Here is a 26,491-nt window from a genome sequence, read left to right as displayed (position 1 = left end):
GCTCAGCGCACAGCCACACGGATGCGGTTGCGCCACGGATCCCCGAAGCGGAGTTCGGCTCCGGTGTGGTGCGCGGCAACGCCGGCGACCTTGAGGCGGTCGGCGAGGGAGCCGACGTCGTCCCCTGACGGCACCTCGATAAGGACCTCGCCCAGGCCGAGGGTGTCCTTGCGCGGTCCCGCCCCGCGGCTGTTCCAGACGTTCATGGCCATGTGGTGGTGGTAGCGGCCGGCAGAGACAAACAGGGCCTGTCCGTGCCAGCCGGCGGTCTTCTCGAAGCCGAGGGTCCCCACGTAGAAGTCGCGGGCCGTCTGGACGTCGCCCACCTGGAGGTGCACGTGGCCGACGCCCGCCACGGACCCGAGCTGGCGCTCCAGGGAATCTTCCGTCAGGTGCTGCTCGAGGTACCGCTGCGGCGGGAGGGCCAGGCTGTCCATCACCACGTCAGTGCCGTTCCAGGACCAGTTGCTGCGCGGCCTGTCCCAGTAGAGCTCGATGCCGTTGCCCTCGGGGTCGTTGAAGTAGAAGGCTTCGCTGACAAGGTGGTCGGCGCTGCCGGTGAACGAGCGCGGTTCGAACCGGGCGGCGGTGGCGATGGTGGCGGCCAGGTCTGCCTGGTTCTCAAACAGCAGCGCAGTGTGGAACAGGCCGGCCTCTCCCCTGCCCGGAAGGTTCAGCCCGGGCGCGGGAGCCAGGTGCACAAGCGGCTTCTGCAGCCGGCCGAGGTAGATTCCGCCGTCCTGCTCGGCAATGACCTCCAGGCCGAGGGCGCGCTGGTAGTAATCGGTCATCACCTCCATGTCGCCCACCTTGAGCATCACGGTGCCCATGGCGAGGTCGGCAGGCAGAAGGTCCTGGCTTGCGGCTTGTGCAGTCATTGATAACTCCCGGTGCTGTGGGCCTTCCGGTCGGCAGCCCTTACACTCTTAAAATTACTTGAAGCTTCAATTTATTCCAAGTCCCGGGCCGGATATCTTTTCAGCGGATGACCCGACCGCCCAGGACAACGTGCGCCAGGCCATGGACCGCCTCCGGTACCTTCCGCGGGTCTTCCCGGCACACGACAACATCTGCCCGCGCCCCTTCTTCCAGGCCGTCCGCGCCCAGCCACTCCCGCGCACTCCAGCACGCGGCGTCCAGGGCAGACGCCATGGGCAGGCCCGCAGCATGGAGGGCCAGGATCTCGTCGGCGATCCTGCCGTGCCTGATCACGCTGCCGGCGTCGGTCCCGGCGTAGATCCGCACGCCTGCCTCGAACGCCTCAAGCACCCGTTCCTTCCGCCGTTCCCACAGTGAACGCATGTGCGCCGCATACCGCGGAAACTTGGGCGCCGCCTGGGCAGCAATGTCCGGGAACGTGGCGATGTTGACCAGGGTGGGCACAATGGGCACCTTCTGCTCCACGAACCTGGGCAGGTGCCTCGGCAGGAGGCCGGTGGCGTGCTCGACGCAGTCGATGCCGGCGTCCAGCACGTCACCGAGCGTCTCTTCCGCGAAGCAGTGGGCGGTAACGCGTGCGCCTTCGTCATGGGCGGCCAGGACGGCATCGCGGACGACGGCGGCAGGGAACGACGGCGCGAGGTCGCCGGCGTCGCGGTCAATCCAGTCCCCCACGAGCTTGACCCATCCGTCGCCTTCCCTGGCCTGTTTACGGACAGCTTCCACCAGGCCCTCCGGTTCGACTTCCTCAGCGAAACCCCGCAGGTACCGGCGCGTGCGCGCAACGTGGCGTCCGGCGCGGATCAGCACCGGGACGTCTTTTCTGTCCTGCAGCCACCGCGTGTCAGCAGGGGAACCTGCGTCACGGATCAACAGTGTGCCGGCCATCAGGTCCGTCCGCGCCTGCTCTTCGGCGGTCGGAGCATCCACCGCCCCTCCCACGCCGAGCCCGATGTGGCAGTGGGCATCCACGAAGCCCGGCAGCACCCATCCCGCCAGGATCCGGTCCGGGGCCTTTGCCGGCCGGCGGAACGTCAGGCGCCCGTCAACAGACCACAGTCCGCGCTGTCCACTCCCGGGTCCGGTCAGGACCGTCCCCGTGAACTCGATGATTTCTGCCATGTGCACCTCTTTCCTGCCCGGTCAGGCTAGCACCGGCAATGTGACAAGCCCCGAAAGAAAGGCTGTGGTAGCTTTCATCTTGACCACACGGGTGCCCCTGCAGGGGCTGAGATCGGGCTGACGCAGCCTGCGACCGTCGAACCTGTCCGGGTAATGCCGGCGAAGGAAGTGAGTATTCCTTGAATACACCAAATCAGCAGCTGAACCCTGCCCGCAACACCCCGGGTGCCACCACTGACGGGAACCCGCCCCCGGTGACGCAATCCCTGAAATCCCATTCCCTGGCCTACCTCGAGGACGCCGGGACCGGTATCCGTGTTCCCGTGACGGAAATCGCGTTGGAGCCGTCCCCCAACGGCGTTCCGAACCAGCCGTTCCGGACTTACCGGACGGCCGGTCCGGGGAGCGACCCCGTTCAGGGTCTTCCTCCTTTCCGCAAGGATTGGATCGAGGCGCGGGCAGACACGGAAGCGTACAGCGGCAGGGAGAGGAACCTGCTCGACGACGGCCGCTCGGCCGTGCGCCGCGGCGCCGCCAGCGCGGAGTGGAAGGGAGCGCCTCCCGTGCCCCGCCGCGCCGTCGAGGGACGGACCGTGACACAGATGCACTACGCACGGCAGGGCGTCATAACCCCGGAAATGCGCTTCGTGGCGCTGCGGGAAAACTGCGATGTTGAACTGGTCCGGAGCGAACTCGCCGCAGGACGGGCCATCATTCCCAACAACATCAACCACCCCGAATCCGAGCCGATGATCATCGGCAAGGCCTTCCTGGTGAAGATCAACGCCAACATCGGCAACTCTGCAGTGACCAGTTCAATCGCCGAAGAGGTGGACAAGCTGCAGTGGGCAACCCGGTGGGGCGCCGACACCGTCATGGATCTCTCCACCGGCGAGGACATCCACACCACCCGGGAATGGATCATCCGCAACTCGCCTGTCCCGATCGGCACCGTCCCCATCTACCAGGCCCTGGAGAAAGTCAACGGCGAGGCCAACGCCCTGACCTGGGAGATCTTCCGCGACACCGTCATCGAACAGTGCGAACAGGGCGTGGACTACATGACCATCCACGCCGGCGTGCTGCTCCGGTACGTTCCCCTGACCGCCAACCGCGTCACCGGCATTGTGTCCCGCGGCGGATCAATCATGGCGGGGTGGTGCCTGGCGCACCACCGGGAGAACTTCCTCTACACGCACTTCGACGAGCTCTGCGGGATCTTCGCGCGGTACGACGTCGCGTTTTCCCTGGGCGACGGCCTGCGGCCGGGCGCGACGGCGGATGCCAACGACGCCGCGCAGTTTGCCGAGCTGGACACCCTCGCCGAGCTCACGCAGCGTGCCTGGGAGTACGACGTCCAGGTGATGGTGGAGGGTCCTGGACACGTTCCGTTCCACCTGGTCAGGGAGAACGTTGAACGGCAGCAGGAGCTGTGCAAGGGCGCACCGTTCTACACGCTGGGCCCGCTGGTGACCGACGTTGCCCCGGGCTATGACCACATCACCTCCGCCATTGGAGCCACGGAAATTGCCCGCTACGGCACGGCGATGCTGTGCTACGTCACGCCCAAGGAACACCTGGGGCTGCCCAACAAGGACGACGTCAAGACAGGGGTGATCACGTACAAGATCGCTGCCCATGCGGCAGACCTTGCCAAAGGCCACCCGGGCGCCCACGAACGTGATGACGCACTGTCCAAGGCACGCTTCGAGTTCCGCTGGCGTGACCAGTTTGCGTTGTCGCTGGACCCGGAGACGGCCGAGGCCTTCCACGACGAGACCCTCCCGGCCGAACCGGCCAAGACGGCCCACTTCTGCTCCATGTGCGGGCCCAAGTTTTGCTCCATGCGGATCAGCCAGGACATCCGGGACGAATACGGATCCGCGGAGGCACAGGCAGCCCTTGCTGAAGCGGCAGCCGGCATGCGGGGCAAGAGCGAAGAATTCCTGGCTGCCGGCGGGAAAGTTTATCTGCCGGAGCTGAGCGTTCCGCCGGGGCGGTAGGAGCCTGCAGGTTCCGTCCGGCTGGTCATTGGGGGCCGGCCGGACGGGCTCCTGTGGAGGGCAGGTTCGGGCGGGATCAGGAGGCGCGTGCCTCCACGCGGCCTGAGTCGCTGATGAACGAACGGATGATGCGGTCCCCTTCCGGGGAGTCGTGGGGCCGGTGGCCGCCGGCGGCCGTGCGGTGATCCGCCCCGGTCTCACGGAGGTAGCCGGCGATCTCCTCGTAGAGCGGCTCCCAGCCGCCTGTCAGGACGAGCGTGGGCACGCCGGGAACGATATGCAGCGGGGCTTCCCAGGACGGCGCCTGCAGCCGCAGCCGCCTGGCAGAACGCTTCTCCTCGGCAGTCACCGGCTGCTGCAGGTCGGTGGCATAGACCCTGCGGACGAACTCGCGCTGGAAATCCTCGTCACTGAGTTGATGCCGGGCGTTGAACAGGGGCTGCATCAGCCCGATGTGCGCCGCCGTGGCCGGCAGTTCAGCGGTCAGGGACAGGCAGGCCGGCTCCACCAGGGTCAGCGAGTACACAAGGTCCGGACGTTCGACGGCGGCCATCATGGCGGAGATGGCTCCTTGCGCATGCGCCACGACGTGCCCGCCGGCGGTGCCCCGGCCGTCGTCCCCAAGGGATTCCAGCAGGATGCGCGTGTCCTCCGCGAACGAGGACGCAGTGGGTTCGGCAACGGGATCGAAGCCGTGGCGGCGCAGGAACAGGGCATCGTAGGACAGGGCTATCCCGTGCTGGCGGGGCCAGGCTGCGGCGCCGAAGCTGCCCGCGCCGTGCGCGAACACTACCCTCTGCTTGAACATGACCCAACCCTATTCCACGGCACCGGTATCCCAACCAAGTAGCGCCAAGTGTCGTTATGAACGGTCAAAACGACACCTGGCGCTACCTAGCTGGGAGAGGGGGATGGCTACTTGCCGAGGAACTTGTCGAAGCCCTTGGGCAGGTTCAGCTGGGAGGGATCGAAGTCGCCCGCCTGCTGGCCAAAAGCTGCGCCGGTGGGCAGCGCCTTGGCGGCGTTCGCCCGGCGGGCCTCGGCGTCCTTGCGCTCCTGCGCGGCTTTGGCCGGGTTGCCGGATTTGGCCTTCTTCTTGGGCGCGTTCTTGGCGTTCTTCCGGGCACCGCCGCCGGCCCCCGGCATCCCGGGCATCCCTGGCATGCCCGGCATCCCGCCCTGGGCCATCTTCTTCATCATCTTCTGGGCCTGCGCGAAGCGCTCCAGCAGGCCGTTGACCTCGGAAACGTGGACGCCGGAACCGCGGGCGATGCGGGCACGGCGGGAGCCGTTGATGATCTTGGGGGCCACGCGCTCATGCGGCGTCATGGACCTGACGATGGCCTCCACGCGGTCGATCTCGCGCTCGTCGAACTGCTCCAGCTGCTGGCGGATGTTCTGGGCACCCGGCATCATCATGAGCATTTTCTTCATGGAGCCCATGTTGCGGATCTGCTGCATCTGGGCCAGGAAGTCGTCAAGGGTGAAGTCCTCCTGGTCGGCGAACTTCTTCGCCATCCGGGCGGCTTCGTCCTTGTCCCAGGACTTCTCGGCCTGCTCGATCAGGGTGAGGACGTCACCCATGTCCAGGATGCGCGAGGCCATCCGGTCCGGGTGGAAAAGCTCAAAGTCGTCCAGGCCCTCGCCGGTGGACGCAAACATCACCGGCTTGCCCGTGACTGACGCGACGGAAAGGGCGGCACCGCCGCGGGCGTCGCCGTCGAGCTTGGACAGCACGATGCCGGTGAAGTTGACGCCTTCGTCGAAAGCGAGCGCCGTGTTCACGGCGTCCTGGCCGATCATCGAGTCGATGACGAACAGGACCTCGTTGGGCACGATGGCGCGGCGGATCTGGCGCGCCTGCTCCATCATGTCGGCATCGACGCCCAGCCGGCCGGCGGTGTCCACGATGACGACGTCGTGGAGTTTCTGGCGTGCTTCCTCCACACCGGCGCGGGCAACCTCAACCGGGTCCCCGGCAGGGTGTTCGAGCTCGGTGTAGGTGGCGCCGGGGTGCGGTGCGAAGACGGGCACCTTGGCGCGCTGGCCCACGATCTGCAACTGCGTCACGGCGTTGGGGCGCTGGAGGTCACAGGCCACGAGCATCGGGCTGTGGCCCTGTGCCTTCAGCCACTTGGACAGCTTTCCGGCGAGGGTGGTCTTGCCGGCACCCTGGAGGCCGGCCAGCATGATGACGGTGGGGCCGCTCTTGGCCAGGCGGATCCGGCGGGTTTCACCACCGAGGATCTCCACCAGTTCCTCGTTGACGATCTTGACGATCTGCTGGCTCGGGTTCAGTGCACCGGAGACCTCAGCGCCCAGGGCGCGTTCCCGTACCCGGCCGGTGAACTCACGGACAACTGGAACGGCAACATCGGCGTCCAAAAGGGCGCGGCGGATCTCGCGGACTGTGGCATCGACGTCGGCTTCGGTAAGCCTGCCTTTACCGCGCAGGTTCTTGAAGGTTGCTGTCAACCGGTCAGAGAGTGAATTGAACACGCGACGTGCACTTCTTTCAGTGGATGATCAGGGCAGTGGATGATCAAAGGCTGTTGATGATCGGGACTCGACTATCTAGGGTACCAAGCCGGGCCCGCAAGGTGGCATGCTGGCCAAATGACGAGCCAACCAACTGTTAAGACCCTGCTCATCCTCGGCGCCTCGGGGGACCTGACGGGCAGGCTGCTCCTGCCGGGACTGGCGCGCCTGGTGGCGAGGGGGCGTGCTGCGGGCCTCCGGCTGGTGGGGGCCGGATCCGATCCCTGGACCCCGGAACAGTGGCGGGAACGGGTGCATGCGTCCTTCGAGGCAGCCGCCGGGTCCGCAGCCGCCGACGGGAAGGAGGCCCTCCAGTCCCTTGAGAAGGAAACGGTATACCACCAGCTGGATGTCACCGCCGAGGGAGCGCTGGCCTCGCTTCTTGGGGCGCTCGAGGGACCCACCGCCGTCTACTTCGCCCTGCCGCCGCGCATCAGCCAGCTTGCCTGTGAGTCCCTCCGGCCGGAGCAGGTCCCGCCGGGCACGCGGCTGGTGATGGAAAAGCCCTTCGGTTCCAGTGAGGACTCGGCCCGCTCGCTCAACCAGACCCTGGTCCGGCTGGTCCCCGAAGACCATGTCCACCGGGTGGACCACTTCCTGGGCAAGGCCACGGTGCTGAACATCCTGGGCCTGCGGTTCGCCAACAATTTCCTGGAACCGGTGTGGGACCGGCACCACGTGGAAAAGGTGGAAATCATCTTCGACGAGGACCTCGCGCTGGAGGGGCGGGCCCGCTACTACGACGGCGCCGGCGCACTGCGGGACATGATCCAGAGCCACCTGCTGCAGATCATGGCCCTGCTGGCCATCGAGCCTCCGGCCACCATCGGTGAACGGGACCTGCGGGATGCCATTTCCGCCGTCCTCCGGGCCAGCAGCGTACCGGAGCCCTATGCCGGTTCCACCCGCAGGGCACGTTACACAGCCGGCCAGGCAGGAGGGAAGGACGTACCCGACTACGCACGGGAGGAAGGCGTGGACGCTGAACGCGGGACGGAGACGCTGGCCGAGATCCAGGTCAACATCGACAACTGGCGCTGGAACGGGGTCCCGTTCATTCTTCGGTCCGGCAAGGCACTGGGCGCCAAGCGGAAGGAGGCAGTGGTCACCTTCCGCCCGGTTCCCCACCTGCCCCGGGGCTTCACCGGCGTGGACTCCCCCAACAAGCTGCGCATCGGCTTCGGCCCGGACACCCTAAGGTTCGACGTCGACGTGAACGGGCCCGGGAACATCTTCAGCCTGAGCCGGGCCACCCTGGAAACCGAGCTCAGCGGCTCCGACCTCCTCCCCTACGGCGAAGTCCTGGAGGGGGTACTGGCGGGCGACCCGCTGCTGTCCGTCCGCGGAGATACGGCGGAGGAGTGCTGGCGGATAGTAGAGCCGGTCCTGCACGCCTGGCAGCAGGACTCGGTCCCCCTGGAAGAGTACGACGCCGGCTCTGCCGGGCCCGCAGCCTGGCCCACCGCGGTGCCCGGGGACTGAGCCGCAGCGGCTTGGGGCGGCGGCCAAGCCGCCGATCTGCGGCGCTGCCTTAAACAACGGAAGAGCGGGCAGGAAACCCTGGGGGTTCCTGCCCGCTCTTCTTGCTGTTCACGGATATTTCCGTGGAGTACCGCCGGCCCTAGATTGCGGCGACGCCGCGTTCACCGGTGCGGACCCGGACGGCTTCGGAGACATCCACGGTCCAGACCTTGCCGTCACCTGCCCGGCCGGTGTTGGAGCTGGCGATGATGACATCGAGGATGTCGTCCGCCTGCTCGTTTGTGGCCAGGACCTCCACGCGGATCTTTGGCAGCAGATCCACGTTGTACTCCGCTCCGCGGTAGACCTCGGTATAGCCGCGCTGCCGGCCATAGCCGCTGGCCGCGCTGACCGTCAGACCCTGCACGCCGTAGGCCTCCAGTCCTTCCCGGATGGCTTCGAGCTTTTCCGGCCTGACGATCGCTGTAATCAGTTTCATGCCCCCACGCTTTCCTTACCTGTTGCTGATTCTGTCTTCTGCGCACCCGTTGCTGCGTCGGATGCCTGCGCGGCGTCCGCCTGGGTCTTTCCGGTGATCATGTCGTGCAGGGGCTGGAAGCTTCCGCCGTGTCCCCCGACGCCGAACTCGTAGGCGGTTTCGGCGTGCAGGCTGAGGTCCACACCCACCGTCTCCTGTTCCTGCGAGACCCGGAAGCCCATGGTCTTGTGGATTGCCAGGGCGATGATCGTGGTCAGGATCGCGGAGTAGGCAATGGCAATGCCGGCTGCTGCGAGCTGCGCCCACATCTGGGTCATGCCGCCGCCGTAGAAGAGGCCGCCGCCGGCGCCTTCCTCGGGAAGGGCGATGAAGCCAAGGGCCACGGTGCCGATGATGCCGGAAACCAGGTGGACACCCACGACGTCGAGCGAGTCATCGAAGCCCCAGCGGAACTTCAGCCCAACTGCCAGGGCGGAGGCGACGCCTGCCACAATGCCCAGGCCAAGGGCACCGACCGGGCTGACGTTGGCGCAGGCGGGGGTGATGGCAACGAGGCCTGCCACCACGCCGGAGGCTGCACCGAGTGAGGTGGGGTGGCCGTCGCGGATGCGCTCCGTGACCAGCCAGCCGAGCATTGCTGCTGCCGGGGCGGCGAGGGTGTTGACCCAGATGAGGCCGCCCTGCTCTGCGGTGGAGGCTGCGCCGCCGTTGAAGCCGAACCAGCCAAACCAGAGAATGGCAGCGCCGAGCATCACGAACGGGATGTTGTGCGGGCGGTGGTTGGGGTCCTTGCCGAAGCCCCGGCGGTTACCGACGATGAAGACGAGGATCAGGGCTGCAACACCGGCGTTGATGTGCACCACGGTGCCGCCGGCGAAGTCGATGGCCTCGCCGAGTGCAGCGCCGACAGCGCCTTCGGTGCTGAACAGGCCGCCGCCCCACACCATGTAGGCAAGCGGGCAGTAGACCAGCGTGACCCAGACCGGAACGAAGACGGTCCAGGCGCCGAACTTGGCGCGGTCAGCGATGGCGCCGCTGATGAGGGCCACCGTGATGATGGCGAAGGTGGCGCCGAAGCCCACCGTGATGAGCCCGTCAGGGCTGTCAATGCCTTCAAGCCCGAAGTTGGCGAAGGGGCTGCCCACCATCTGAAGGAAGCCGTCCCCGGTGGTCATTGAGTATCCCCACAGGACCCAGATGACCCCCACCATGCCGATGGAGATGAAGCTCATCATCATCATGTTCAGCGCGGCCTTGGCCCGGGTCATGCCGCCGTAGAAAAATGCCAGACCCGGTGTCATCAACAGCACAAGCGCCGCCGACACCATGATCCATACGTGACCTGCGGTAAGTTCCATGGTGCACGCCTCTCTTGTCTATTTGGTCGAAATTGCGGAGATGATCCGCCTGCCAACGCCTTTTGCGTCCTGTAACGAGTGTGTCGGCGCTGTGTTTCGGCCGCGGAGGATTTGTATTGCGGGGCTGTTACAACAACCTCTAGGAAGTAAATGGTGCATATCTGGCTTGTTACGGTTATGTTTCACCCCTCCCGCCGAAGCCCGGCACCCACGTACGCAAGGACCACTGGACCATGACGGCAGATACCCGCGTGAGCCGCGCAACATTGCGGATTTTTTCGATGCTGCGCCGGGACAGGCAGAAGCTCCCGCGCGACATCAAGGTGATGCTGGCCGCGGCCTTCCTGATTGCGCTGGGATTCGGTCTTGTTGCCCCCGTGTTGCCGCAATTCGCCACAACCTTCGGGGTGGGAAATACCGAGGCGTCCGTGATCGTGGCCATCTTCGCGTTCATGCGGCTGGTCTTTGCCCCTGCGGGCGGCGCCCTGATAGGCCGGCTGGGCGAGCGCCCCGTCTATGTCACGGGGCTGCTGATCGTGGCGGCGTCCACCGCTGCGTGCGCCTTCGCCCAGGATTACTGGCAGCTGCTGCTGTTCCGCGGGCTTGGCGGCGCCGGCTCAGTGATGTTCACGGTGGCGTCGATGGCGCTGGTGGTGCGGCTCGCGCCGCCCGAGAGCAGGGGCCGCGTCTCGGGTGCCTATGCGTCCGCGTTCCTCATCGGGAACGTGTGCGGCCCGATCGTGGGCGGGCTGCTGGCAGGTTTCGGCCTGCGCGTTCCCTTCCTGGCGTACGCGGCTGCCCTGGTGGTGGCCGCCGTCGTGGTCCAGACGCAGCTGAGCCATCAGCGCCGGGGCAGCGGGCCCCGGCAGGAACGCCCCGACATGCCGCTGGCCGAGGCCCTTGCTGTAGGGACGTACCGGACGGCGCTGGTGTCCAGCTTCGTTAACGGCTGGGCCACGTTCGGGGTCCGGATGGCCACCGTTCCGCTGTTCGCGGTGGCCGCCCTCGGCGCGGGGCCTGAAGCGGCGGGGTTCGCGCTGGCGGTCTTTGCTGCCGGCAACGCTGCCGCCCTGACGTTCTCGGGCCGGCTGGCCGATACCTTGGGCCGCAAGCCCATGATGGTGGCCGGACTTCTCGTGGCGGGTGCCTCCACGGCTGCCATCGGCTTCACCACCGGGCTGGGCTGGTTCCTGGCGGCATCGGCGCTGGCCGGCATCGGCTCGGGACTCTTCGGCCCTGCCCAGCAGGCCGCCGTCGCCGATGTGATCGGCAACGGGCGGTCCGGCGGGAAGGTGCTGGCCGTGTACCAGATGACGTCCGACGTCGGCGCGATTGTGGGGCCGGTCCTGGCCGGCGTGCTGGCCGACCGGCTGGGCTACGGCTGGGCCTTCGGGGTGACCGGCGGCATCATGGTGGTGGCGGCGTGCACCTGGCTTGCCACCCGGGAGAGCCTGCGGAAGCCCGCGGCGTAACGGCCGGCTTCTGCTGCTAGTTCAGCAGCGCGTCCACGAAGCCCTCAACCTCGAAGGGGGCAAGGTCGTCCGCCCCTTCCCCGAGGCCGATCAGCTTCACCGGGACGCCCAAGGCCTTCTGGATTGCGACGACGATGCCGCCCTTGGCGGTTCCGTCCAGTTTGGTCAGGACGATGCCGGTGATGTTGACCACTTCGGAGAACACGCGGGCCTGGTTCAATCCGTTCTGGCCTGTGGTTGCGTCCAGCACCAGGAGGACCTCGTCCACCTCGGCCAGCTTCTCCACCACGCGCTTGACCTTCCGGAGTTCGTCCATCAGGCCCACCTTGTTCTGCAGCCGGCCGGCGGTGTCGATCATGACCACGTCGACTTCCTGGTCGATGCCGGCCTTGACCGCCTCGTAGGCAACCGAGGCGGGATCTGCGCCGTCGATGTCCGACTTGACGGTGGGAACGCCGACGCGCTGGCCCCAGGTTGCCAGCTGCTCTGCGGCGGCAGCACGGAACGTGTCCGCCGCACCGAGCAGGACGTCCTTGTCTTCTGCCACCAGCACCCGGGCAAGCTTGCCTACGGTGGTGGTCTTGCCGACGCCGTTCACGCCGACCACCATCATCACGGCAGGCCTGCCGGCGTGCCGCTGGACGTTGAGCGTGCGGTCCATGGTGGGATCGACGAGCTTGATAAGCTCCTCCCGCAGCAGCAGTTTGACCTGCTCAGGAGTCCGTGTGCCCAGCACCTTCACGCGTTCGCGCAGCGCGTCCACGAGCTGCATGGTGGGTTCGGTGCCGAGGTCTGCGAGGAGGAGCGTTTCCTCCACTTCGTCCCAGACGTTTTCGTCGATCTTGTCGCTCGAGAGCAGGGCCAGGAGCCCCTTACCCATGACGTTGTTGGAGCGGACCAGCCGTTCGCGGAGGCGGACCAGCCGGCCTGCCACAGGCAGCGGGGTTTCCACCGGAATGACTTCAAGTCCTGCGGCGTTGTCCGGGACCTCGGTGGTTTCCAGCCCTTCAAGGTCCGCGCCGTGCGGGGCCGTGCGGTCTGCCACCGAGCCCGGCCGGTCCTCCACGGCCGTGCTGCCGCCCCGCGGCTGGACGGGGTCGTTGGCGTCCCGCGTGCCGGGGTAGCGCGTGATGTTCTTCCGGGTCTTCATCAGGACCGGAATCAGCCCGCCGAGAACCACCAGGGCAGCAAGGATGGACAGAAGTATGGGAAGGATGTCATTCACTCCCCTAGCTTCTCATAGACCCCGGGGCTCTTTTGGGGGCCGGGGAGGCAGTTGACCTGCCGTTACACCGGCAGCGTCAGACTTCGGCCCCCAGCCTCTGGCTGATCACGGTGGAGACGCCGTCGCCGCGCATGGTGACGCCGTACAGGGCATCGGCAACTTCCATGGTCCGCTTCTGGTGGGTGATGACGATGAGCTGGCTGGATTCCCGGAGTTCTTCGAAGATCGTGATGAGCCGGCCCAGGTTGGTGTCGTCCAGGGCCGCCTCCACCTCGTCCATGACGTAGAACGGCGAAGGCCGCGCCTTGAAGATGGCAACAAGCAGGGCCACCGCGGTCAGCGAGCGTTCGCCGCCGGACAGGAGTGACAGCCGCTTGATCTTCTTGCCGGCGGGACGGGCCTCCACGTCGATGCCGGTGGTGAGCATGTCGGAGGGGTCGGTCAGGACCAGCCGCCCCTCGCCGCCCGGGAAGAGCCTGGCGAAGACCCGGGTGAACTGGGCCTGGGTATCCTCGAACGCCTCCGTGAACACCCGCTGGACGCGGTCATCCACTTCCTTGATGATGTCCAGGAGGTCCTTCCGGCTGGCCTTCAGGTCCTCCAGCTGGGCGCTGAGGAACTGGTGGCGCTCCTCAAGCGCGGCGAATTCCTCCAGCGCCAGGGGGTTGACCCTGCCCAGGCCGGCGAGGTCCCGTTCGGCCTTCTTCAGCCGCTTTTCCTGCTCTGCCCTGACATAGGGTTTACCCTCCACGATGTCCGCGCCGGTGTGGTCCACGGGGGCGCGAAGGGCGGCCCATTTATCACCGCTCTCCCCGGCCGGGACGGGAACCGGGACGTCCGGGCCGAACTCGGCCACCAGGGCATCGGGGGTGATCCCCAGTTCGTCAATGGAGCGGCTCTCGAGGGCCTCGATCCGTGCCTTTTGCTGGGTCCGGGCGAGTTCATCTCGGTGGACGTTGTCCGTGAGGTCGGCGAGCTCGCGGGCCAGCAGTTCGTTTGCGGTCCGGATCGCGGCGAGCTCCCGGTCCCGCTGCTCCCTGTTTTCTTCCGCAAGGTCCCGCTCATGCTGTGCCAGGTCCACGGACACGTCCACATGGCGAAGTGCCAGGCCGACGGCGGCGGAAACGGCTGCTGCCCGCCGCGCCTTGATGCGGCGGACGCGGGCGCGTTCGGCAGCTTCCTCGCGTGCCCTGCGTTCCGTGGCGGCTGCGCGCTCCAGGGATGCGGCCCGGTTCCGTGTGGCCGCGAGCTGCTCTTCGGCGCTGCGGAGCGACAGCCGTGCCTCCACTTCGGCGCTGCGGGCATGGGAGGCCGCTTGGGCCAGCGCGTCACGGTGCCCGGTGGAGGGCTCCTGTTCCAGCGGGACTTCCTGTGCTGCGGCCAAACGGGCGGTGACGGCAGCGAGCGCTTCCTCTTCAGCGGCAACGTTCTGCTCAGCCTTGGTCAGCGATGCCGCCAGGCGGTCGCTTTCCCCGACGGCGCTGCGAAGGACGGAGTTCAGGTGGCCCAGGCGTTCTGCCACGGCGGCCAGCCGGGCATCTGAGTCATGCAGCCTGTCCAGTGCGGCGTCGGCGCGCTCCTGCGCCTCGGCGCGTTGGGCCTCGGCGCCGGACAGGGCGAACCTGTTCCGCTCCAGGCCTGCCGTGACCTCGGCAAGCCCGCTCTCGGCGTCGTCCACGGCCGCCTGCACCTCAAGGAGGGACGGCGCCTTCGCCGAGCCGCCCGTGGCTGACAGGGCTGTAAAGATGTCTCCGGCCCGGGTGACGGCAGTCAGCTCCGGGTGGGCCGCCACCAGGGCGGAGGCGGCCTGGATGTCGGGGACGACGGCGGTGCAGGACAGCAGGTGCGCCACAAGCGGTGTGCACACGGACGCTGAGGTGACGAGGTCCGCTGCCCAGTGTGCCTCCTCAGGGAGGGGCACTGTGGCGTCCCCTGGCCTTTCCGCAGCGTCAGCGGCCGATTCGACGAGCAGCGACGCCCGTCCGGCGTCGTGGTCCTTGAGAAGCTGGACCACGGCAACAGCAGTTGCGGAATCCTGGACCAGGACGGCCTCGGAGGCCTCGCCCAGGACCGCAGCGATGGCGGTCTCGAAGCCCGGTGTCACAGTCAGTTGCCCTGCCAGGGTTCCGTGGATCCCTTCGAGGCCTGCATGCAGGGCGTGGCTTGCGCCGTCCTTCCGTTCGAGGCCCAGCTTCAGGGCGTCCCGCCGCGCCACCAGGGCGTCGCGCTTCCGAACGCCCTCGCTGACGGCGGCCTGGAGGCCTGCGATCTGCTGGACCACCATGTCCAGGGCGTCGCTGGCGGCCTCGTACTCGGCGTCGAGGGATTCCTCCCCCTCCTCAACGCCCGCCACCTGGTTTTCCAGGGCCGCGAATTCGGCCTGGGCGCGGGCCCGCCGTTCGGTCCCGGCGGCAAGTGATTCGCGCAGCCTGCCCAGCTCCGCCTGGGCGGATTCCACGCGGGACCTCGCCGCCGCCACCTGGCCGGCCAGGCGGGCCAGCCCCTCACGACGGTCTGCTGCCGCGCGGAGCTCTGCGGTGAGCCGCTTGTCCTCTTCCAGGGCAGCGCGTTCCGCTTCGGCCTTGTCCGCAGATGCTGTTTCGAGGGCGCTTCGCCGGTCCAGGATGTCGCGCTCCAGCTCGGCAAGCTCCTCACGGACCCTGGCCGCCTGGCGTTCCAGCTGTTCCGGATCGCGGCCGGGCGGCGGGGCCTCCACGGAACCGAGGAGGCTGTTGCGTTCCTGCGCCAAGGAGCACAGGGAACGCAGGCGCTCCCTGGTGGCGGACAAACGGTACCAGGCGTCCCTGGCGGCGTTCAGCTGGGGGGTTGCTTCAGCTGCACGCTGTTCCAGCACGGCCTGCTGGCGGCGGCCGGTCTCCAGCTGCCCGGCAACGAGGGCCCGGCGTTCCTTGAGGGCGGCCTCGTCCGCTACGTCCTGTTCCAGCGCCAGCTGCAGCTGGACGAGGTCGTCTGCCAGGAGGCGGGCGCGGGCATCGCGGACATCGAACTGGACACGCTGGGCCCGTCGGGCCACTTCGGCCTGCTTCCCCAAGGGCGTGAGCTGGCGGCGGATTTCTCCGGTGAGGTCGTTGAGGCGCTGCAGGTTGGCCTGCATGGCGTCCAGCTTGCGCACCGTTCTTTCCTTGCGCCGGCGGTGCTTCAGGATGCCGGCCGCTTCCTCGATGAAGCCCCGGCGGTCCTCCGGGGTGGCGTGCAGGACGCGGTCGAGCTGGCCCTGGCCCACAATGACGTGCATCTCGCGGCCGAGGCCGGAATCCGACAGAAGTTCCTGGATATCCAGCAGGCGGCACCCGGCGCCGTTGATGGCATACTCCGAGCCGCCCGAGCGGAACAGGGTCCGCGAAATGGTCACTTCGCTGTACTCGATGGGCAGGGCGCCGTCAGCGTTGTCGATGGTCAACGAGACGTGGGCCCGGCCCAGGGGCGGCCGGCCCGAGGTGCCGGCGAAGATGACGTCTTCCATCTTGCCGCCGCGAAGGGTCTTGGCACCCTGTTCCCCCATAACCCACGCCAAGGCGTCCACCACATTGGACTTTCCGGATCCATTGGGGCCAACCACCGCGGTAACCCCAGGCTCGAAATTGAAGGTGGTGGCGGACGCGAATGACTTGAACCCCCGGACGGTCAGGCTTTTGAGGTGCAAGGCGTTTCGGTTCTCCTGCTCGGCGGACGCGGATGGTGGGGACAGCCACGGATACCTACAATCTACTGCGGGGCCGGGGCATTTTCGCGCAGAAGCCCGCGCGGGCCGGGCCGGATGTCCTGCCAGGCATGTGCAGGAATGGACCGGCACCGGGCATGATTAGTCCTTGGGCTTTGTGCTTGAGGGGGCGGTTACCCGCCACAGCACAGGACGGACACGAACAGAGGCTTGATTTGATAGGGAATGCAACGTTCCGGCACCGCAACACCGCTCTGCTCTCGGTGATCAGCGTCCAGGCTCCGCGGATTGTCAGTTCCACGGAATTCGACCACCGGCTGGCATCCACCCTGCGCCGGCTGAAATTTCCCCCAAAGCTGCTCGAGCGGGTAGCCGGTGTCACGCACCGCAGATGGTGGGCCCCCGGTACCTCCTTCGACGACGCCGCCATCGAGGCGGGAGCGAAGGCCCTGGCGGACTCCGGCATTGAAGCGTCCGAGGTGGGACTGCTGATCAACACCTCCGTCACGCGGCGGAACCTCGAACCGTCTGTCGCGGTCAAGGTCCACCACGGACTGGGCCTCCCGTCCTCGGCCATGAATTTCGACGTCGCCAACGCCTGCCTGGGATTCGTCAACGGCATGACCCTGGCCGCGAACATGATCGACTCCGGCCAGATAAAGTACGCGGTGATCGTCAACGGCGAGGATGCCCAGGCCACGCAGGAGGCCACCCTGGACCGGCTGCAGAGGCCCGAAACAACCCGCGAGGACTTCAACCGCGAGTTCGCCACGCTCACGCTGGGCTCAGGGGCGGCTGCGGCCGTCCTGGGGCCGGCGGACGAACACCCGGGGGCGCACCGGATCCTCGGCGGCGTGATGCGGGCCGGGACGGAACACCACGAGCTGTGCGTCGGCGGCATCGACGGCATGGCCACTGACACAAAGGGCCTTCTCGACGGCGGCCTGCAGTTGGTGCTCGACGCCTGGCATGAGGCCCAGCCGGAGTGGGATTGGGGCTCGATGGACCGTTACGTCACGCACCAGGTGAGTACGGCGTACACCCAGGCCATCGTTGACGCCATTGACCTGGACCCGGACAAGGTGCCCATCACGTTCCCGCACTGGGGCAATGTGGGGCCGGCTTCCCTCCCCATGACGCTGGCCGCCGAGGCGCAGAACCTTAATGAAGGGGACCGCGTACTGTGCATGGGCGTCGGTTCCGGCCTCAACACCGCCATGGTGGAGATCGTTTGGTAGCCGCCGACTGGCCCGGCGTCGACCCGGAATGGTCACGCACAATCGATGTGCCGTCCACCTCAGGCGCGGATGAACCCGGAACGGTGCGCCGCTGGCACCTTCTGGACAACGGACCGCAGCTGTCCCGCCGCGGCCTGGCTCCCGCCGGCACGCTGCTGTGCGTGCACGGCAACCCGACCTGGTCCTACCTGTGGCGGACTCTGCTGGCCGCCGGATCCCATCCGGAGCAGCAGCCGTGGCGCGTGGTGGCCGTGGACCAGCTGGACATGGGCTTCTCCGAGCGGACCGGGACATTCCGGCGGCTGGCGGACAGGATCAACGATCTTGGCGACCTCACCGCCGCCCTGGGGCTGGACGGCCCCGTGGTCACCGTCGGCCACGACTGGGGCGGCGTGATCAGCCTCGGCTGGGCCCTGGCCCATCAGCAGCAGCTCGCCGGGGTGGTGCTGACCAACACCGCGGTCCACCAGCCTGCCGGCTCACCCATCCCGCCGGCGCTGCGGCTTGCCCTGCACCCCGCCGTGCATAAGTGGGGCACAACGACGTCGGACGCTTTCCTGCGGGTGACCCATGCCCTGGCCCGCCCGCAGCTTGCCCCCAAGGTCCGCCGCGCGTTTATGGCCCCGTACGCGGGCGCCGGCCGCCGCGGGGGCGTGGGGAACTTCGTGGCTGACATCCCCGCAGACGCATCCCATCCCAGCTTTGCCGCGCTCAGGCGCGTCGCCGAAGGGCTGCCCGGATTACACGTTCCAGCGCTGCTGCTCTGGGGCCCGCGGGATCCCATCTTTTCCGACCGGTACCTCAAGGACCTGATCGGCCGGCTGCCGGCCGCGAAAGTACACCGCTTCGAAGGAGCCGGCCACCTGGTTGCGGAGGACCGGGACATTGCCGGTCCCGTCTTCGAGTGGCTCGCCGGGTATGGCGGGGACAGTACGCCTGTTGGCGGAGGGACTGTGTCCGCGGCGGCAGCTCAGCCTGCCGTGCCTCGGCAGGCTGAATCTCCCGCGCCTGCGCCTTCCCCGACGCCGTCTTCACCCGCGGTGCCTTCAGCCACGGTGCCTTCCTTTGCGGAAGATTCCGGCACCCGCTTTACGCCTTTGTGGGAACCACTGGCGGAGCTCGCGGCAGGAGCGGCCGGCGGGGACACCGCCGTCGCGGAAATGGCCGCGGACGGGAGTGTTTCCCGTTCGCTCAGCTGGCTGGAGCTTGAACAGCAGATCGCCGCCGTCGCCAATGGACTCCGGCAGGCCGGGGTGCGGACGGGCAGTCGCGTGAGCCTGATGGTTCCACCCGGCGTGGACCTGACCGTGGTCCTCTACGCCTGCCTGCGGCTCGGCGCAGTGGTGGTGGTGGCGGACGCCGGACTCGGCACGCGGGGCCTGAGCCGCGCCGTCAAGGGCTCCGTCCCGGATTTCCTTATTGGCATCGACAAGGCCCTCGCGGCAGCATCGGTACTCGGCTGGCCCGGGCGGCGCATCAGCGTGCGGGACCTGCCGCCCGCCCGCCGCCGGCTCCTCGCCGTCGAGACCTCCCTCGCCGCCCTGGCCCGCCAGGGCAAGCTCTCGACACCTGTCCTGCAGGACCCGGACCCGGATGCGCCCGCCGCGGTGCTCTTCACCTCCGGATCCACCGGACCCGCCAAGGGTGTGGTGTACACGCAGCGGCGGCTGACAGCGATGCGGGATACCGTGGCCGCGACATTGGGGATCCGCCCTGGCGCACGCCTGGTGGCCGGATTCGCGCCGTTCGCGCTGCTGGGACCGGCCCTGGGGGCCGTCTCCGTGACGCCCGCCATGGACGTCACCGCACCGCGCACCCTCACAGCCCGCGCACTGGCGGACGCCGCCGCGGCCATCGACGCCACCGTGGTCTTCGCCTCCCCCGCGGCACTGCGCAACGTCCTCGCCACCCGGAACGGCTTGGGCCAGGCCGGCCAGCAGGCCCTGGGACGCGTGGAACTGCTGCTCTCGGCCGGCGCACCCGTGGCCGAAACGCTCCTCGCGGAGATGCAGCGGCTGCTGCCCCACGCCTCGCTGCACACCCCCTACGGAATGACCGAGGCACTGCCGGTCACCGACATCAGCTTTGAACAGATACGTGCCGCCGCGGCAGACGCTGCCGCCGGACATACGGCTGGTGCCGGCAACGGCGTGTGCGTGGGACGGCCGGTGCACGGCGCCCGCGTAGCTGTCATCCCGCTTGCTGCGGACGGTACCGCCCCCGGCAACACCCCCGTCACGGAGCCGGGAGTCACCGGCGAGATCCTGGTGAGCGCACCGCATGTGAAGGAAAGCTACGATCGGCTCTGGCTGACCCAGCGTGAGAGCATCCGCACGGCCGGCTGGCACCGCACCGGCGACGTCGGGCACTTCGACAGTGCCGGCCGGCTCTGGGTGGAAGGGCGCCTGGCCCATGTCGTGACCGCGCCGGACGCCGTGGTGACTCCGGTGGGCGCAGAGCAGGCCATCGAATGCGTGGCCGGCGTCGGGCTGGCGGCCGTCGTCGGCGTCGGACCTTCCGGGACGCAGGCCGTGGTGGCCGTCGTCGAGACGCTGCCGCAGGCCCGCCGGGCGGGTCCCGCCGCGCCGCAGCTCGCAGCGCGGGTCCGTGAAGCGGCCCGGACGGAAGGCGTCAGCGTCTCCGCCGTCCTGGTAGTCCCCTCCCAGCCCACCGACATCCGCCATAACGCCAAGATCGACCGGACCCGTCTGTCCCGGTGGGCCGCCGCCGTGCTGTCCGGCGGCCGGGCGGGCAGGCCATGAGGGTCCTGGTCACCGGAGCGAGCGGCCTGCTGGGCGGCGGGGTGGCTCGGCTGCTGGTCCGCCAGGGCCATGCCGTCAGCACCTTCCAGCGGCGCCCGGCCGGCGTCGACGGCGCCACGGACCATACCGGGTCCATCACGGACGACGACGCCGTCCGCCGCGCTGTTGCCGGCGCGGAGGGCGTTATCCACCTGGCCGCCAAGGTCTCCTTCACGGGCAAGGCCGCGGACTTCGATGCCGTAAACGTGGACGGTACGCGCCGCCTGCTCCGCGCGGCCCGCAGGGCGGGCGTCAGGGACGTGGTCTTCGTTTCCTCGCCGTCCGTGGCCAACTCGGGGGCCGCCATAGCGGGGTTGGGCGCCGAACCCGCGGACCCTGCCCGCGCACATGGAGACTATTCGCGCACCAAAGCCGAAGCCGAGCTGCTGGCGCTGGCTGCGGACTCCCCGGATTTCCGGGTCGCGGCGGTGCGCCCTCACATCGTCTGGGGCCCTGGTGACACACAACTGGTGGAACGGGTCCTGGACCGTGCCCGCCGCCGCCGGTTGCCCCTGCTCGGCGACGGGGCTGCCCTGATCGACACAACCTACGTGGACAATGCCGCCTCAGCCATCGCCGCGGCGCTGCACCGCATGGACCACATCCACGGCCGGGCGCTCGTGGTCAGCAACGGTGAACCACGGCCGGTGGGCGAGCTGCTGGCGGGCATCTGCGCCGCCGGCGGCGTCCCGGCTCCGTCCTGGTCCGTTCCGGGCGGCCTGGCGCGGGCGGCAGGCTCGCTGATCGAAGTTTTGTGGACCCGGGCCGGGCGGGCTGGGGAACCACCGATGACCAGGTTCCTCGCCGAACAGCTCTCCACCGCCCACTGGTTCGACCAGCGTGAAACCCGCCGGCTCCTGGACTGGGCACCGGCAGTGTCCATTGACGAGGGCCTGGCGAGGCTGGCCGGACACTACCGCGCCCGATAGCCGGCTGCTTTATCCGGCCTCCCGCGAGCGTTCCGCTACCAGCGGCCGTTCCGCGGCCGGGGCTGGCAGGCCGGGCAGGTGTAGGACGAACGGTTCATGAACTGCTCGCGCTTCATGCGGCTGGACACGCCAATTGCAGCGCAGCGCTTACACTCCAACCCTTCGCGGCCGTAGGCATTCAGGGACCGGTCGAAGTATCCGGAGGCGCCGTTGACGTTGACGTAAAGGGAGTCAAAGCTGGTCCCGCCGGCGGCCAGGGCGTCCAGCATGACCTCCCGGGCTTCCGCGATGACGCGTTCCGCCTCGGCACGCCGGAGCGTGTCCGTGGGCCTGGCGTAGTGCAGTCGGGCGCGCCAGAGGGCTTCATCGGCATAGATGTTTCCGATGCCCGACACCAGGCCCTGGTCCAGCAGTGCCCGCTTCAGCCCGGTTTTGCGTTTCCGGAGACGCCGGTAGAAGAGGTCGAACGAGAAAGCCGGGTCCAGCGGATCCCGTGCGATGTGCGCCGCCTCTCCAGCGATCAGCGGAAGGGGCGATTCACCGAGGCCGCCGGGGCCGCCGTCGTCTGTTGGAACCAGGCCCGTGACAAACAGGCCCCCGAAAATCCGCTGGTCCACGAACCGCAGCTGGTCGGGCATGCCGCTGCGCGGGCTGAGCCGGAAACGGACTTTGAGGTGCTTTTCGTCCGGCACGTCCCCGCCCTGCATCAGGAGCTGGCCGCTCATGCCCAGGTGTGCCATAAGCGCCACCTGCGGGACGCCGGCACTCTCCCGGGTTCCCGCCGGCGCGCCGGCGCCGGTGTCCAGAAGCGGCATCCAGAGAAACTTGCCCCGCCGCACAACGTCCCCGACGGTGGCACCCTGCAGGTTCCCGATAAAGTCCTCGGTGCCCAGCGCGTGCCGGCGGATCGAGCGTGGATCAACCACCTCCACCGCATCGATGGTCCGTCCCCGGACCCAGCTCACCAGTCCGCGCCGGACCACCTCGACTTCGGGAAGTTCGGGCACGGCTACGTTGCGGGGACGGAACCGGCGGACGTAGCTGCCCCCGGAGGGTTGCCGGCTCCGGAGAGTGCCCGCCAGGCGTCAGCAGCAGCTTCCTGCTCCGCTTCCTTCTTGGAGTGGCCGGAGCCCTTCCCGTAGGCGGTGCCACCGACGTGCAGGACTGCAGTGAAGGTCCGCGCATGGTCCGGCCCGGCACCATCCACGGCGTAGTGGATGGTACCCAGCTGGCGGCTGGCGGCCAGCTCCTGGATGCTGGTCTTCCAGTCCGTCCCGGCGCCCAGGGCGGCGGCGTCCTTGAGCAGCGGGCCGATCAGGCGCATCACCAGCTGGCGGGCTGTTTCGATGTCGTTGGAGACGTAGGTGGCGCCGATCAGGGCCTCCATGGTGTCTGCCAGGATTGACGCCTTGTTCTTGCCCTGGGTGAGCTTTTCGCCCTGCCCAAGGTAGATGAACTCCCCGATGCCCAGGCTGCGGCCGATGCCGGCCAGCGCGCGGGTGCTGACGACGGCGGAACGCCGTTTGGCCAGGTCGCCTTCGGGAAGGTCCGGGTTGTCCCGGTACAGGGCGTCCGTGACGGAGAATCCCAGGATGGAGTCGCCCAGGAATTCCAGGCGCTCGTTCGTGGGAATGCCGCCGTTTTCGTAGGCGTAGGAACGGTGGGTGAGCGCAAGACGAAGCGTCCCGGCGTCAATAGAGACACCGAGACGCTTCAGAAGCTCTTCAGTTGAAGACATCATGTCAGCCTGAGTGGCCGATTAGACGTCTGCGACCTTGCGTCCCTTGTACTCAAGGAACAGCGCAGTGCCGGCCGAGTCGGTGACGACCTTTGCCTGGTGCGGCAGGCTGTAGGTGACCTGGCCGTTCTCGACGGTCTTCACCAGGTGGGGGGCGGTCGCCTTCCACTGGGAGCGGCGGGCGCGGGTATTCGAGCGAGACATTTTCCGCTTGGGAACAGCCACGGCTAACTCATTTCTCTCTAGACAAACACGTACACATCAATTTTGCCGGTCAGGCTTAGCCATATCAGCTAGGGCAGCCCAGCGAGGATCCAGGACCTCGTGGTGGTGCCCCGGCTCGTCTTCCAGGCGAACTCCACATTCGGAGCAAAGGCCCTGGCAGTCTTCCCGGCACACCGGCTGGAACGGCAGCGCGGTCACTACTGCGTCCCGCAACACCGGTTCAAGATCGATTACATCGTGCTCGACTCGACGTTGCTCTTCATTATCTTCTTCGTCCGAAAGCTCCACGCCCTCATAGAAGAAAAGTTCCTGCACATTGACCTCAAGGTCATACGCAAGGGGATCCAGGCATCGGCCGCACTCACCTGTTACCTCGGTGAGCACGGTACCTGATACCAGAATTCCTTCGTGTACGGCCTCAAGCCTCAGGTCCAGCTCGACATCCGAGCCTTCCTGAACGCCAATGAGCGCCACACCAAGGTCACCTGGTGCGGGTACATGTTCCGTCAGTGTCCGCATGCTTCCCGGGCTGCGCCCGAGGTCCTTGACGTCGAACGCCAAGGGCGAACCAGCATCTCTTTTAATGAGAACTCCTGTTGAACATATGACCGACGTACCATCTTAGCCTGAAGAGCCACGGGGACTCAAACCGGCCGGCGCACAGTGCCGAAGTACCGGACAAGCTTACCCTTTTGGGTGCTGGTTGTGCGGAGGCTCGCCCGAGACCATCCGCCGCTGCACCGACCGGGGCACGTAGTCCGACACGTTGCCGCCAAGGCCTGCCACCTCCTTGATGAGGGTGGAGGACAGGTGAAGATAGTGCGCCTCAGCCGGCAGGAAGACTGTTTCCACGCCGCTGAGCTGCCGGTTCATGGTGGCCATGGGCAGTTCGTAGTCGAAGTCCGACGACGACCTCAGCCCTTTGACGATGGCTGAGACGCCCCGCTGCCGGCAGTACTCGGCCAGCAGCCCTTCCCCTACGGGTTCCACCACGATGCCCTTGAGTGAGGCGAGGGTTTCCCGCGCCATCTCCAGGCGCTCTGTCAGGGTGAACCTGTAGTTCTTGGCCTGGTTGGTGGATACGGCCACGATGACTTCATCGAAGAGGCCGGCCGCCCGTGCAATAACCTCGAGATGGCCGTTGTGGATAGGGTCGAAGGATCCGGGGCAGACAGCGCGTCTCATGCTCCGAACCTACCCCATGGGACGGCCGGGATACCATGACTGGATGCATGCACCACGGGAAGTTTCCGCCCCCACGGCTCCCGCTCCCTGGCAGCGCACAGCCCTCGGAGCAAACCTCCTCTCCCCCGGCGGAGGGCTGGGCGTCACTATCTTCGAGGAGATGACCACCCTGGCTGTCCAGACAGGCGCCATCAACCTCGGCCAGGGATTTCCGGACGAGGACGGACCACTGGAAATCAGGGAAGCCGCCCGGGCCGCCATCGCAGCAGGCGCGAACCAGTATGCGCCCGGTAAGGGCATCCCGGAACTGCGGGAGGCAGTGGCGGCACACCAGCAGCGCTTCTATGGCCTTTCGCCCGATCCCGCCTCCGAGGTGGTCATCACCACCGGCGCCACCGAGGCCATTGCCGCCTCACTCCTGGCGTTTGCCGGGCCCGGCGACGAGGTGCTGACGCTGGAACCCTTCTACGATTCCTACGGCGCGGTGATCGGCCTGTCCGGCGCAACCCACGTGACCGCCCCGCTGCTGGCCCCGGACTTTATGCCGCACATGGCAGCGCTCGAAGCCGCGTTCAGCCCCCGGACAAAGATTGTCCTCCTGAACAACCCCCACAACCCCACCGGCGCTGTCTTCCCGCGGGAAGTGCTGCAGCGGATCGTCGACCTGGCGCGCACCCACAACAGCGTCATCGTTACGGATGAGGTTTATGAACACCTCACGTTCGGCGTCAGCCACGTGCCGGTGGCATCCCTGCCCGGAGCCGCAGACCGCACCATCACCATCTCCTCCGCGGGCAAGACGTTCTCCCTGACGGGGTGGAAGATCGGCTGGCTCACGGGCCCGGGGGACCTGGTGGCCGCCGTGCGGACAGTCAAGCAGTTCCTCACCTACAGTTCGGGCACCCCGTTCCAGTCGGCCATCGCCCTGGGGCTGGGCCTGCCGGACTCCTTCTACGAGGGCATCGCGGCATCGCTGCAGAACAAGCGGGACATCCTGAGCGAAGGGCTCCGCGCCGCAGGGTTCGACGTCTTTTCCCCGCAGGGCACGTACTTCGTCAATGTTGACACTGCTCCCCTGGGCATCACTGACTCTGTGGACCTGGCCCGGAGGCTCCCGGCGCTGGTGGGAGTCGCCGCGATTCCCGTCCCCGTGTTCTGCCACGAGGAGGGTGCGCAGCGGACCCGAAGCCTGCTCCGGTTCGCCTTCTGCAAGAAGGACGGCGTCCTGCACGAGGCCGCCGGGCGCCTGGCTTCCCTCAGCGGCAGGCTCTGATGTCCGCCGGGCGTGAAACCCGGGCGCGGTTCCTGCGGACCACCGGGCAGCACGCGTCCATTGAACCGGATGCCTTCACCGAGGGCAGCTACGTCCTGAGTATCGGCGGCGCGGAACAGTCCCACGTCAACCTTGTCCGGCCGGAGGAAATCTTCTACGAGTACCTCCGCCGGATCGGCCACCTGGTGGACCTTGAAGCACCTGCCGGGGAGCCTGTCCGCGCACTGCACTTGGGGGCCGGGGCACTGACCCTGGCGCGGTACATCCAGGCAACCCGGCCGGGATCGGTGCAGTACGCCGTGGAGCTGGAGCGCGAGCTGCTTGACTTCGTCCTGCGCCAGCTCCCCCTGCCCGAGGGCACGGACCTGCGCACTGTCACGGGCGATGCCCGGGAATCACTGGCCCGGCTGGACCAGGAACTCCGGTTCGACGTCGTCATCCTGGACATCTTCTCCGGGCCGGAGGCACCGGCGCACCTGGCATGCAGTGCGTTCTACCGGGAAATAAGGGACCGGCTCAGCCCCGGCGGCGTGCTGATCGTCAATGTGGGTGACGAACCGGGGCTCACACTGGTCCGAAGCCAGGTGGCGGCCATGCGGGAGGCTATGGCGGATGTGGCTGCCTTCGCAGAAGCGGGCATGTTCGAGGGCCGCCACCCCGGAAACGTCATCCTCACGGGCACGCAGATCCCATGGCCCCGGGACTGGACAGCGAAACTGACCGCCCTGGGGCCGCACCCGGCGAAAGTCCTGGCCGGACTGGATCTGGACCCCTTCGCGGGCTGACCGTTAAACGGGGCAGGC

At 67.6% G+C, this 26,491-nt stretch carries 21 protein-coding genes and 1 riboswitch; of the genes, 8 read left to right on the top strand and 13 right to left on the bottom strand.

Annotated elements, in window-relative coordinates; genetic code table 11:
• Positions 1–2 precede the first annotated feature (2 nt).
• Positions 3–878, bottom strand: a complete 876-nt coding sequence (locus tag AC6CHP_RS04360; protein WP_498228280.1) for a VOC family protein — start codon at positions 876–878, stop codon at positions 3–5.
• Between the two features lie 100 nt (positions 879–978).
• Positions 979–2,061 (bottom strand): amidohydrolase family protein, encoded by a 1,083-nt coding sequence (locus tag AC6CHP_RS04355; RefSeq protein ID WP_498228279.1) that lies wholly within the window; start codon positions 2,059–2,061, stop codon positions 979–981.
• Between the two features lie 77 nt (positions 2,062–2,138).
• Positions 2,139–2,246, top strand: a riboswitch (TPP riboswitch).
• Here AC6CHP_RS04355 and thiC point away from each other — a divergent pair.
• On the top strand, positions 2,241–4,064 hold the full coding sequence (gene thiC, locus AC6CHP_RS04350; RefSeq protein ID WP_188728040.1) for a phosphomethylpyrimidine synthase ThiC: 1,824 nt from the start codon (positions 2,241–2,243) through the stop codon (positions 4,062–4,064). It overlaps the preceding riboswitch by 6 nt.
• 76 nt (positions 4,065–4,140) lie before the next feature.
• Here thiC and AC6CHP_RS04345 read toward each other — a convergent pair whose 3' ends face one another.
• A complete protein-coding gene (locus AC6CHP_RS04345; RefSeq protein ID WP_498228278.1) occupies positions 4,141–4,872 on the bottom strand; it encodes an alpha/beta fold hydrolase in 732 nt (243 codons plus the stop codon).
• Between the two features lie 107 nt (positions 4,873–4,979).
• Positions 4,980–6,563, bottom strand: a complete 1,584-nt coding sequence (ffh, locus tag AC6CHP_RS04340; RefSeq protein WP_188728037.1) for a signal recognition particle protein — start codon at positions 6,561–6,563, stop codon at positions 4,980–4,982.
• A gap of 117 nt (positions 6,564–6,680) precedes the next feature.
• Between ffh and AC6CHP_RS04335 the strand changes: the two genes are divergently transcribed.
• On the top strand, positions 6,681–8,084 hold the full coding sequence (locus AC6CHP_RS04335) for a glucose-6-phosphate dehydrogenase (protein ID WP_498228277.1): 1,404 nt from the start codon (positions 6,681–6,683) through the stop codon (positions 8,082–8,084).
• A 139-nt stretch (positions 8,085–8,223) separates the two neighbouring features.
• Here AC6CHP_RS04335 and AC6CHP_RS04330 read toward each other — a convergent pair whose 3' ends face one another.
• Together AC6CHP_RS04330 and AC6CHP_RS04325 are read right to left on the bottom strand one after the other, a co-directional pair.
• Positions 8,224–8,562: a P-II family nitrogen regulator gene (locus AC6CHP_RS04330; protein ID WP_104184824.1), complete on the bottom strand. Its 339-nt coding sequence runs from the start codon at positions 8,560–8,562 to the stop codon at positions 8,224–8,226.
• The gene (locus tag AC6CHP_RS04325; RefSeq protein ID WP_188728033.1) at positions 8,559–9,920 is read right to left on the bottom strand and encodes an ammonium transporter; all 1,362 of its coding nucleotides are present in this window, start codon (positions 9,918–9,920) and stop codon (positions 8,559–8,561) included. The genes AC6CHP_RS04330 and AC6CHP_RS04325 overlap by 4 nt, the downstream gene beginning before the upstream one ends.
• Positions 9,921–10,201: 281 nt before the next feature.
• Between AC6CHP_RS04325 and AC6CHP_RS04320 the strand changes: the two genes are divergently transcribed.
• The gene (locus AC6CHP_RS04320; RefSeq protein ID WP_188728237.1) at positions 10,202–11,392 is read left to right on the top strand and encodes an MFS transporter; all 1,191 of its coding nucleotides are present in this window, start codon (positions 10,202–10,204) and stop codon (positions 11,390–11,392) included.
• 16 nt (positions 11,393–11,408) lie between these two features.
• Here AC6CHP_RS04320 and ftsY read toward each other — a convergent pair whose 3' ends face one another.
• Both ftsY and smc read right to left on the bottom strand, forming a co-directional pair.
• Positions 11,409–12,617, bottom strand: coding sequence for a signal recognition particle-docking protein FtsY (gene ftsY, locus AC6CHP_RS04315; RefSeq protein ID WP_498228276.1), 1,209 nt, complete (start codon positions 12,615–12,617; stop codon positions 11,409–11,411).
• Positions 12,618–12,693: 76 nt separating this feature from the next.
• Complete coding sequence (gene smc, locus AC6CHP_RS04310) at positions 12,694–16,281, bottom strand: chromosome segregation protein SMC (protein WP_498228275.1); 3,588 nt, start codon at positions 16,279–16,281, stop codon at positions 12,694–12,696.
• Between the two features lie 233 nt (positions 16,282–16,514).
• On the opposite strand from smc, the gene AC6CHP_RS04305 reads away from it, so the two are divergent.
• From AC6CHP_RS04305 to AC6CHP_RS04295, 3 genes are read left to right on the top strand one after another with little or no spacing between them, the layout of a single operon-like run.
• Entirely contained in the window at positions 16,515–17,537 is a 1,023-nt protein-coding gene (locus AC6CHP_RS04305; protein WP_188728026.1) for a 3-oxoacyl-ACP synthase III, read from the top strand.
• A complete protein-coding gene (locus AC6CHP_RS04300; RefSeq protein WP_498228274.1) occupies positions 17,531–20,299 on the top strand; it encodes an alpha/beta fold hydrolase in 2,769 nt (922 codons plus the stop codon). The genes AC6CHP_RS04305 and AC6CHP_RS04300 overlap by 7 nt, the downstream gene beginning before the upstream one ends.
• Positions 20,296–21,267: an NAD-dependent epimerase/dehydratase family protein gene (locus AC6CHP_RS04295; RefSeq protein WP_498228273.1), complete on the top strand. Its 972-nt coding sequence runs from the start codon at positions 20,296–20,298 to the stop codon at positions 21,265–21,267. Before AC6CHP_RS04300 ends, AC6CHP_RS04295 begins: the two co-directional genes overlap by 4 nt.
• 35 nt (positions 21,268–21,302) lie before the next feature.
• Here AC6CHP_RS04295 and mutM read toward each other — a convergent pair whose 3' ends face one another.
• The 5 genes from mutM to coaD all read right to left on the bottom strand — a co-directional run bounded on the left by mutM (position 21,303) and on the right by coaD (position 24,415).
• A complete protein-coding gene (gene mutM / locus AC6CHP_RS04290) occupies positions 21,303–22,274 on the bottom strand; it encodes a bifunctional DNA-formamidopyrimidine glycosylase/DNA-(apurinic or apyrimidinic site) lyase (RefSeq protein WP_188728020.1) in 972 nt (323 codons plus the stop codon).
• Positions 22,275–22,276: 2 nt separating this feature from the next.
• Positions 22,277–23,005 (bottom strand): ribonuclease III, encoded by a 729-nt coding sequence (gene rnc / locus AC6CHP_RS04285; RefSeq protein WP_498228272.1) that lies wholly within the window; start codon positions 23,003–23,005, stop codon positions 22,277–22,279.
• Between the two features lie 21 nt (positions 23,006–23,026).
• Positions 23,027–23,230, bottom strand: coding sequence for a 50S ribosomal protein L32 (gene rpmF / locus AC6CHP_RS04280; RefSeq protein WP_009356569.1), 204 nt, complete (start codon positions 23,228–23,230; stop codon positions 23,027–23,029).
• Positions 23,231–23,266: 36 nt separating this feature from the next.
• Complete coding sequence (locus AC6CHP_RS04275; RefSeq protein ID WP_188728016.1) at positions 23,267–23,791, bottom strand: YceD family protein; 525 nt, start codon at positions 23,789–23,791, stop codon at positions 23,267–23,269.
• A gap of 123 nt (positions 23,792–23,914) precedes the next feature.
• A complete protein-coding gene (coaD, locus tag AC6CHP_RS04270) occupies positions 23,915–24,415 on the bottom strand; it encodes a pantetheine-phosphate adenylyltransferase (RefSeq protein ID WP_104184832.1) in 501 nt (166 codons plus the stop codon).
• 43 nt (positions 24,416–24,458) lie between these two features.
• Between coaD and AC6CHP_RS04265 the strand changes: the two genes are divergently transcribed.
• Positions 24,459–25,688, top strand: a complete 1,230-nt coding sequence (locus tag AC6CHP_RS04265) for an aminotransferase class I/II-fold pyridoxal phosphate-dependent enzyme (protein WP_498228271.1) — start codon at positions 24,459–24,461, stop codon at positions 25,686–25,688.
• Positions 25,688–26,473, top strand: coding sequence for a spermidine synthase (locus tag AC6CHP_RS04260; RefSeq protein ID WP_188728012.1), 786 nt, complete (start codon positions 25,688–25,690; stop codon positions 26,471–26,473). Before AC6CHP_RS04265 ends, AC6CHP_RS04260 begins: the two co-directional genes overlap by 1 nt.
• Positions 26,474–26,491 lie beyond the last annotated feature (18 nt).

Source organism: Pseudarthrobacter sp. GQ63 (assembly GCF_059758765.1).
The sequence above is the reverse complement of the archived record's forward strand: the minus strand, read 5'-3'. Positions and strand labels throughout refer to the sequence as shown.

What these genes read in the sequence shown, in the direction of transcription:
- AC6CHP_RS04360 (WP_498228280.1), bottom strand. Translation starts at nt 878, where the DNA reads ATGACTGCACAAGCCGCAAGCCAGGACCTTCTGCCTGCCGACCTCGCC.
- AC6CHP_RS04355 (WP_498228279.1), bottom strand. Translation starts at nt 2,061, where the DNA reads ATGGCAGAAATCATCGAGTTCACGGGGACGGTCCTGACCGGACCCGGG.
- AC6CHP_RS04345 (WP_498228278.1), bottom strand. Translation starts at nt 4,872, where the DNA reads ATGTTCAAGCAGAGGGTAGTGTTCGCGCACGGCGCGGGCAGCTTCGGC.
- AC6CHP_RS04335 (WP_498228277.1), top strand. Translation starts at nt 6,681, where the DNA reads ATGACGAGCCAACCAACTGTTAAGACCCTGCTCATCCTCGGCGCCTCG.
- AC6CHP_RS04330 (WP_104184824.1), bottom strand. Translation starts at nt 8,562, where the DNA reads ATGAAACTGATTACAGCGATCGTCAGGCCGGAAAAGCTCGAAGCCATC.
- AC6CHP_RS04325 (WP_188728033.1), bottom strand. Translation starts at nt 9,920, where the DNA reads ATGGAACTTACCGCAGGTCACGTATGGATCATGGTGTCGGCGGCGCTT.
- AC6CHP_RS04320 (WP_188728237.1), top strand. Translation starts at nt 10,202, where the DNA reads ATGCTGCGCCGGGACAGGCAGAAGCTCCCGCGCGACATCAAGGTGATG.
- AC6CHP_RS04295 (WP_498228273.1), top strand. Translation starts at nt 20,296, where the DNA reads ATGAGGGTCCTGGTCACCGGAGCGAGCGGCCTGCTGGGCGGCGGGGTG.
- rnc (WP_498228272.1), bottom strand. Translation starts at nt 23,005, where the DNA reads ATGTCTTCAACTGAAGAGCTTCTGAAGCGTCTCGGTGTCTCTATTGAC.
- coaD (WP_104184832.1), bottom strand. Translation starts at nt 24,415, where the DNA reads ATGAGACGCGCTGTCTGCCCCGGATCCTTCGACCCTATCCACAACGGC.
- AC6CHP_RS04265 (WP_498228271.1), top strand. Translation starts at nt 24,459, where the DNA reads ATGCATGCACCACGGGAAGTTTCCGCCCCCACGGCTCCCGCTCCCTGG.
- AC6CHP_RS04260 (WP_188728012.1), top strand. Translation starts at nt 25,688, where the DNA reads ATGTCCGCCGGGCGTGAAACCCGGGCGCGGTTCCTGCGGACCACCGGG.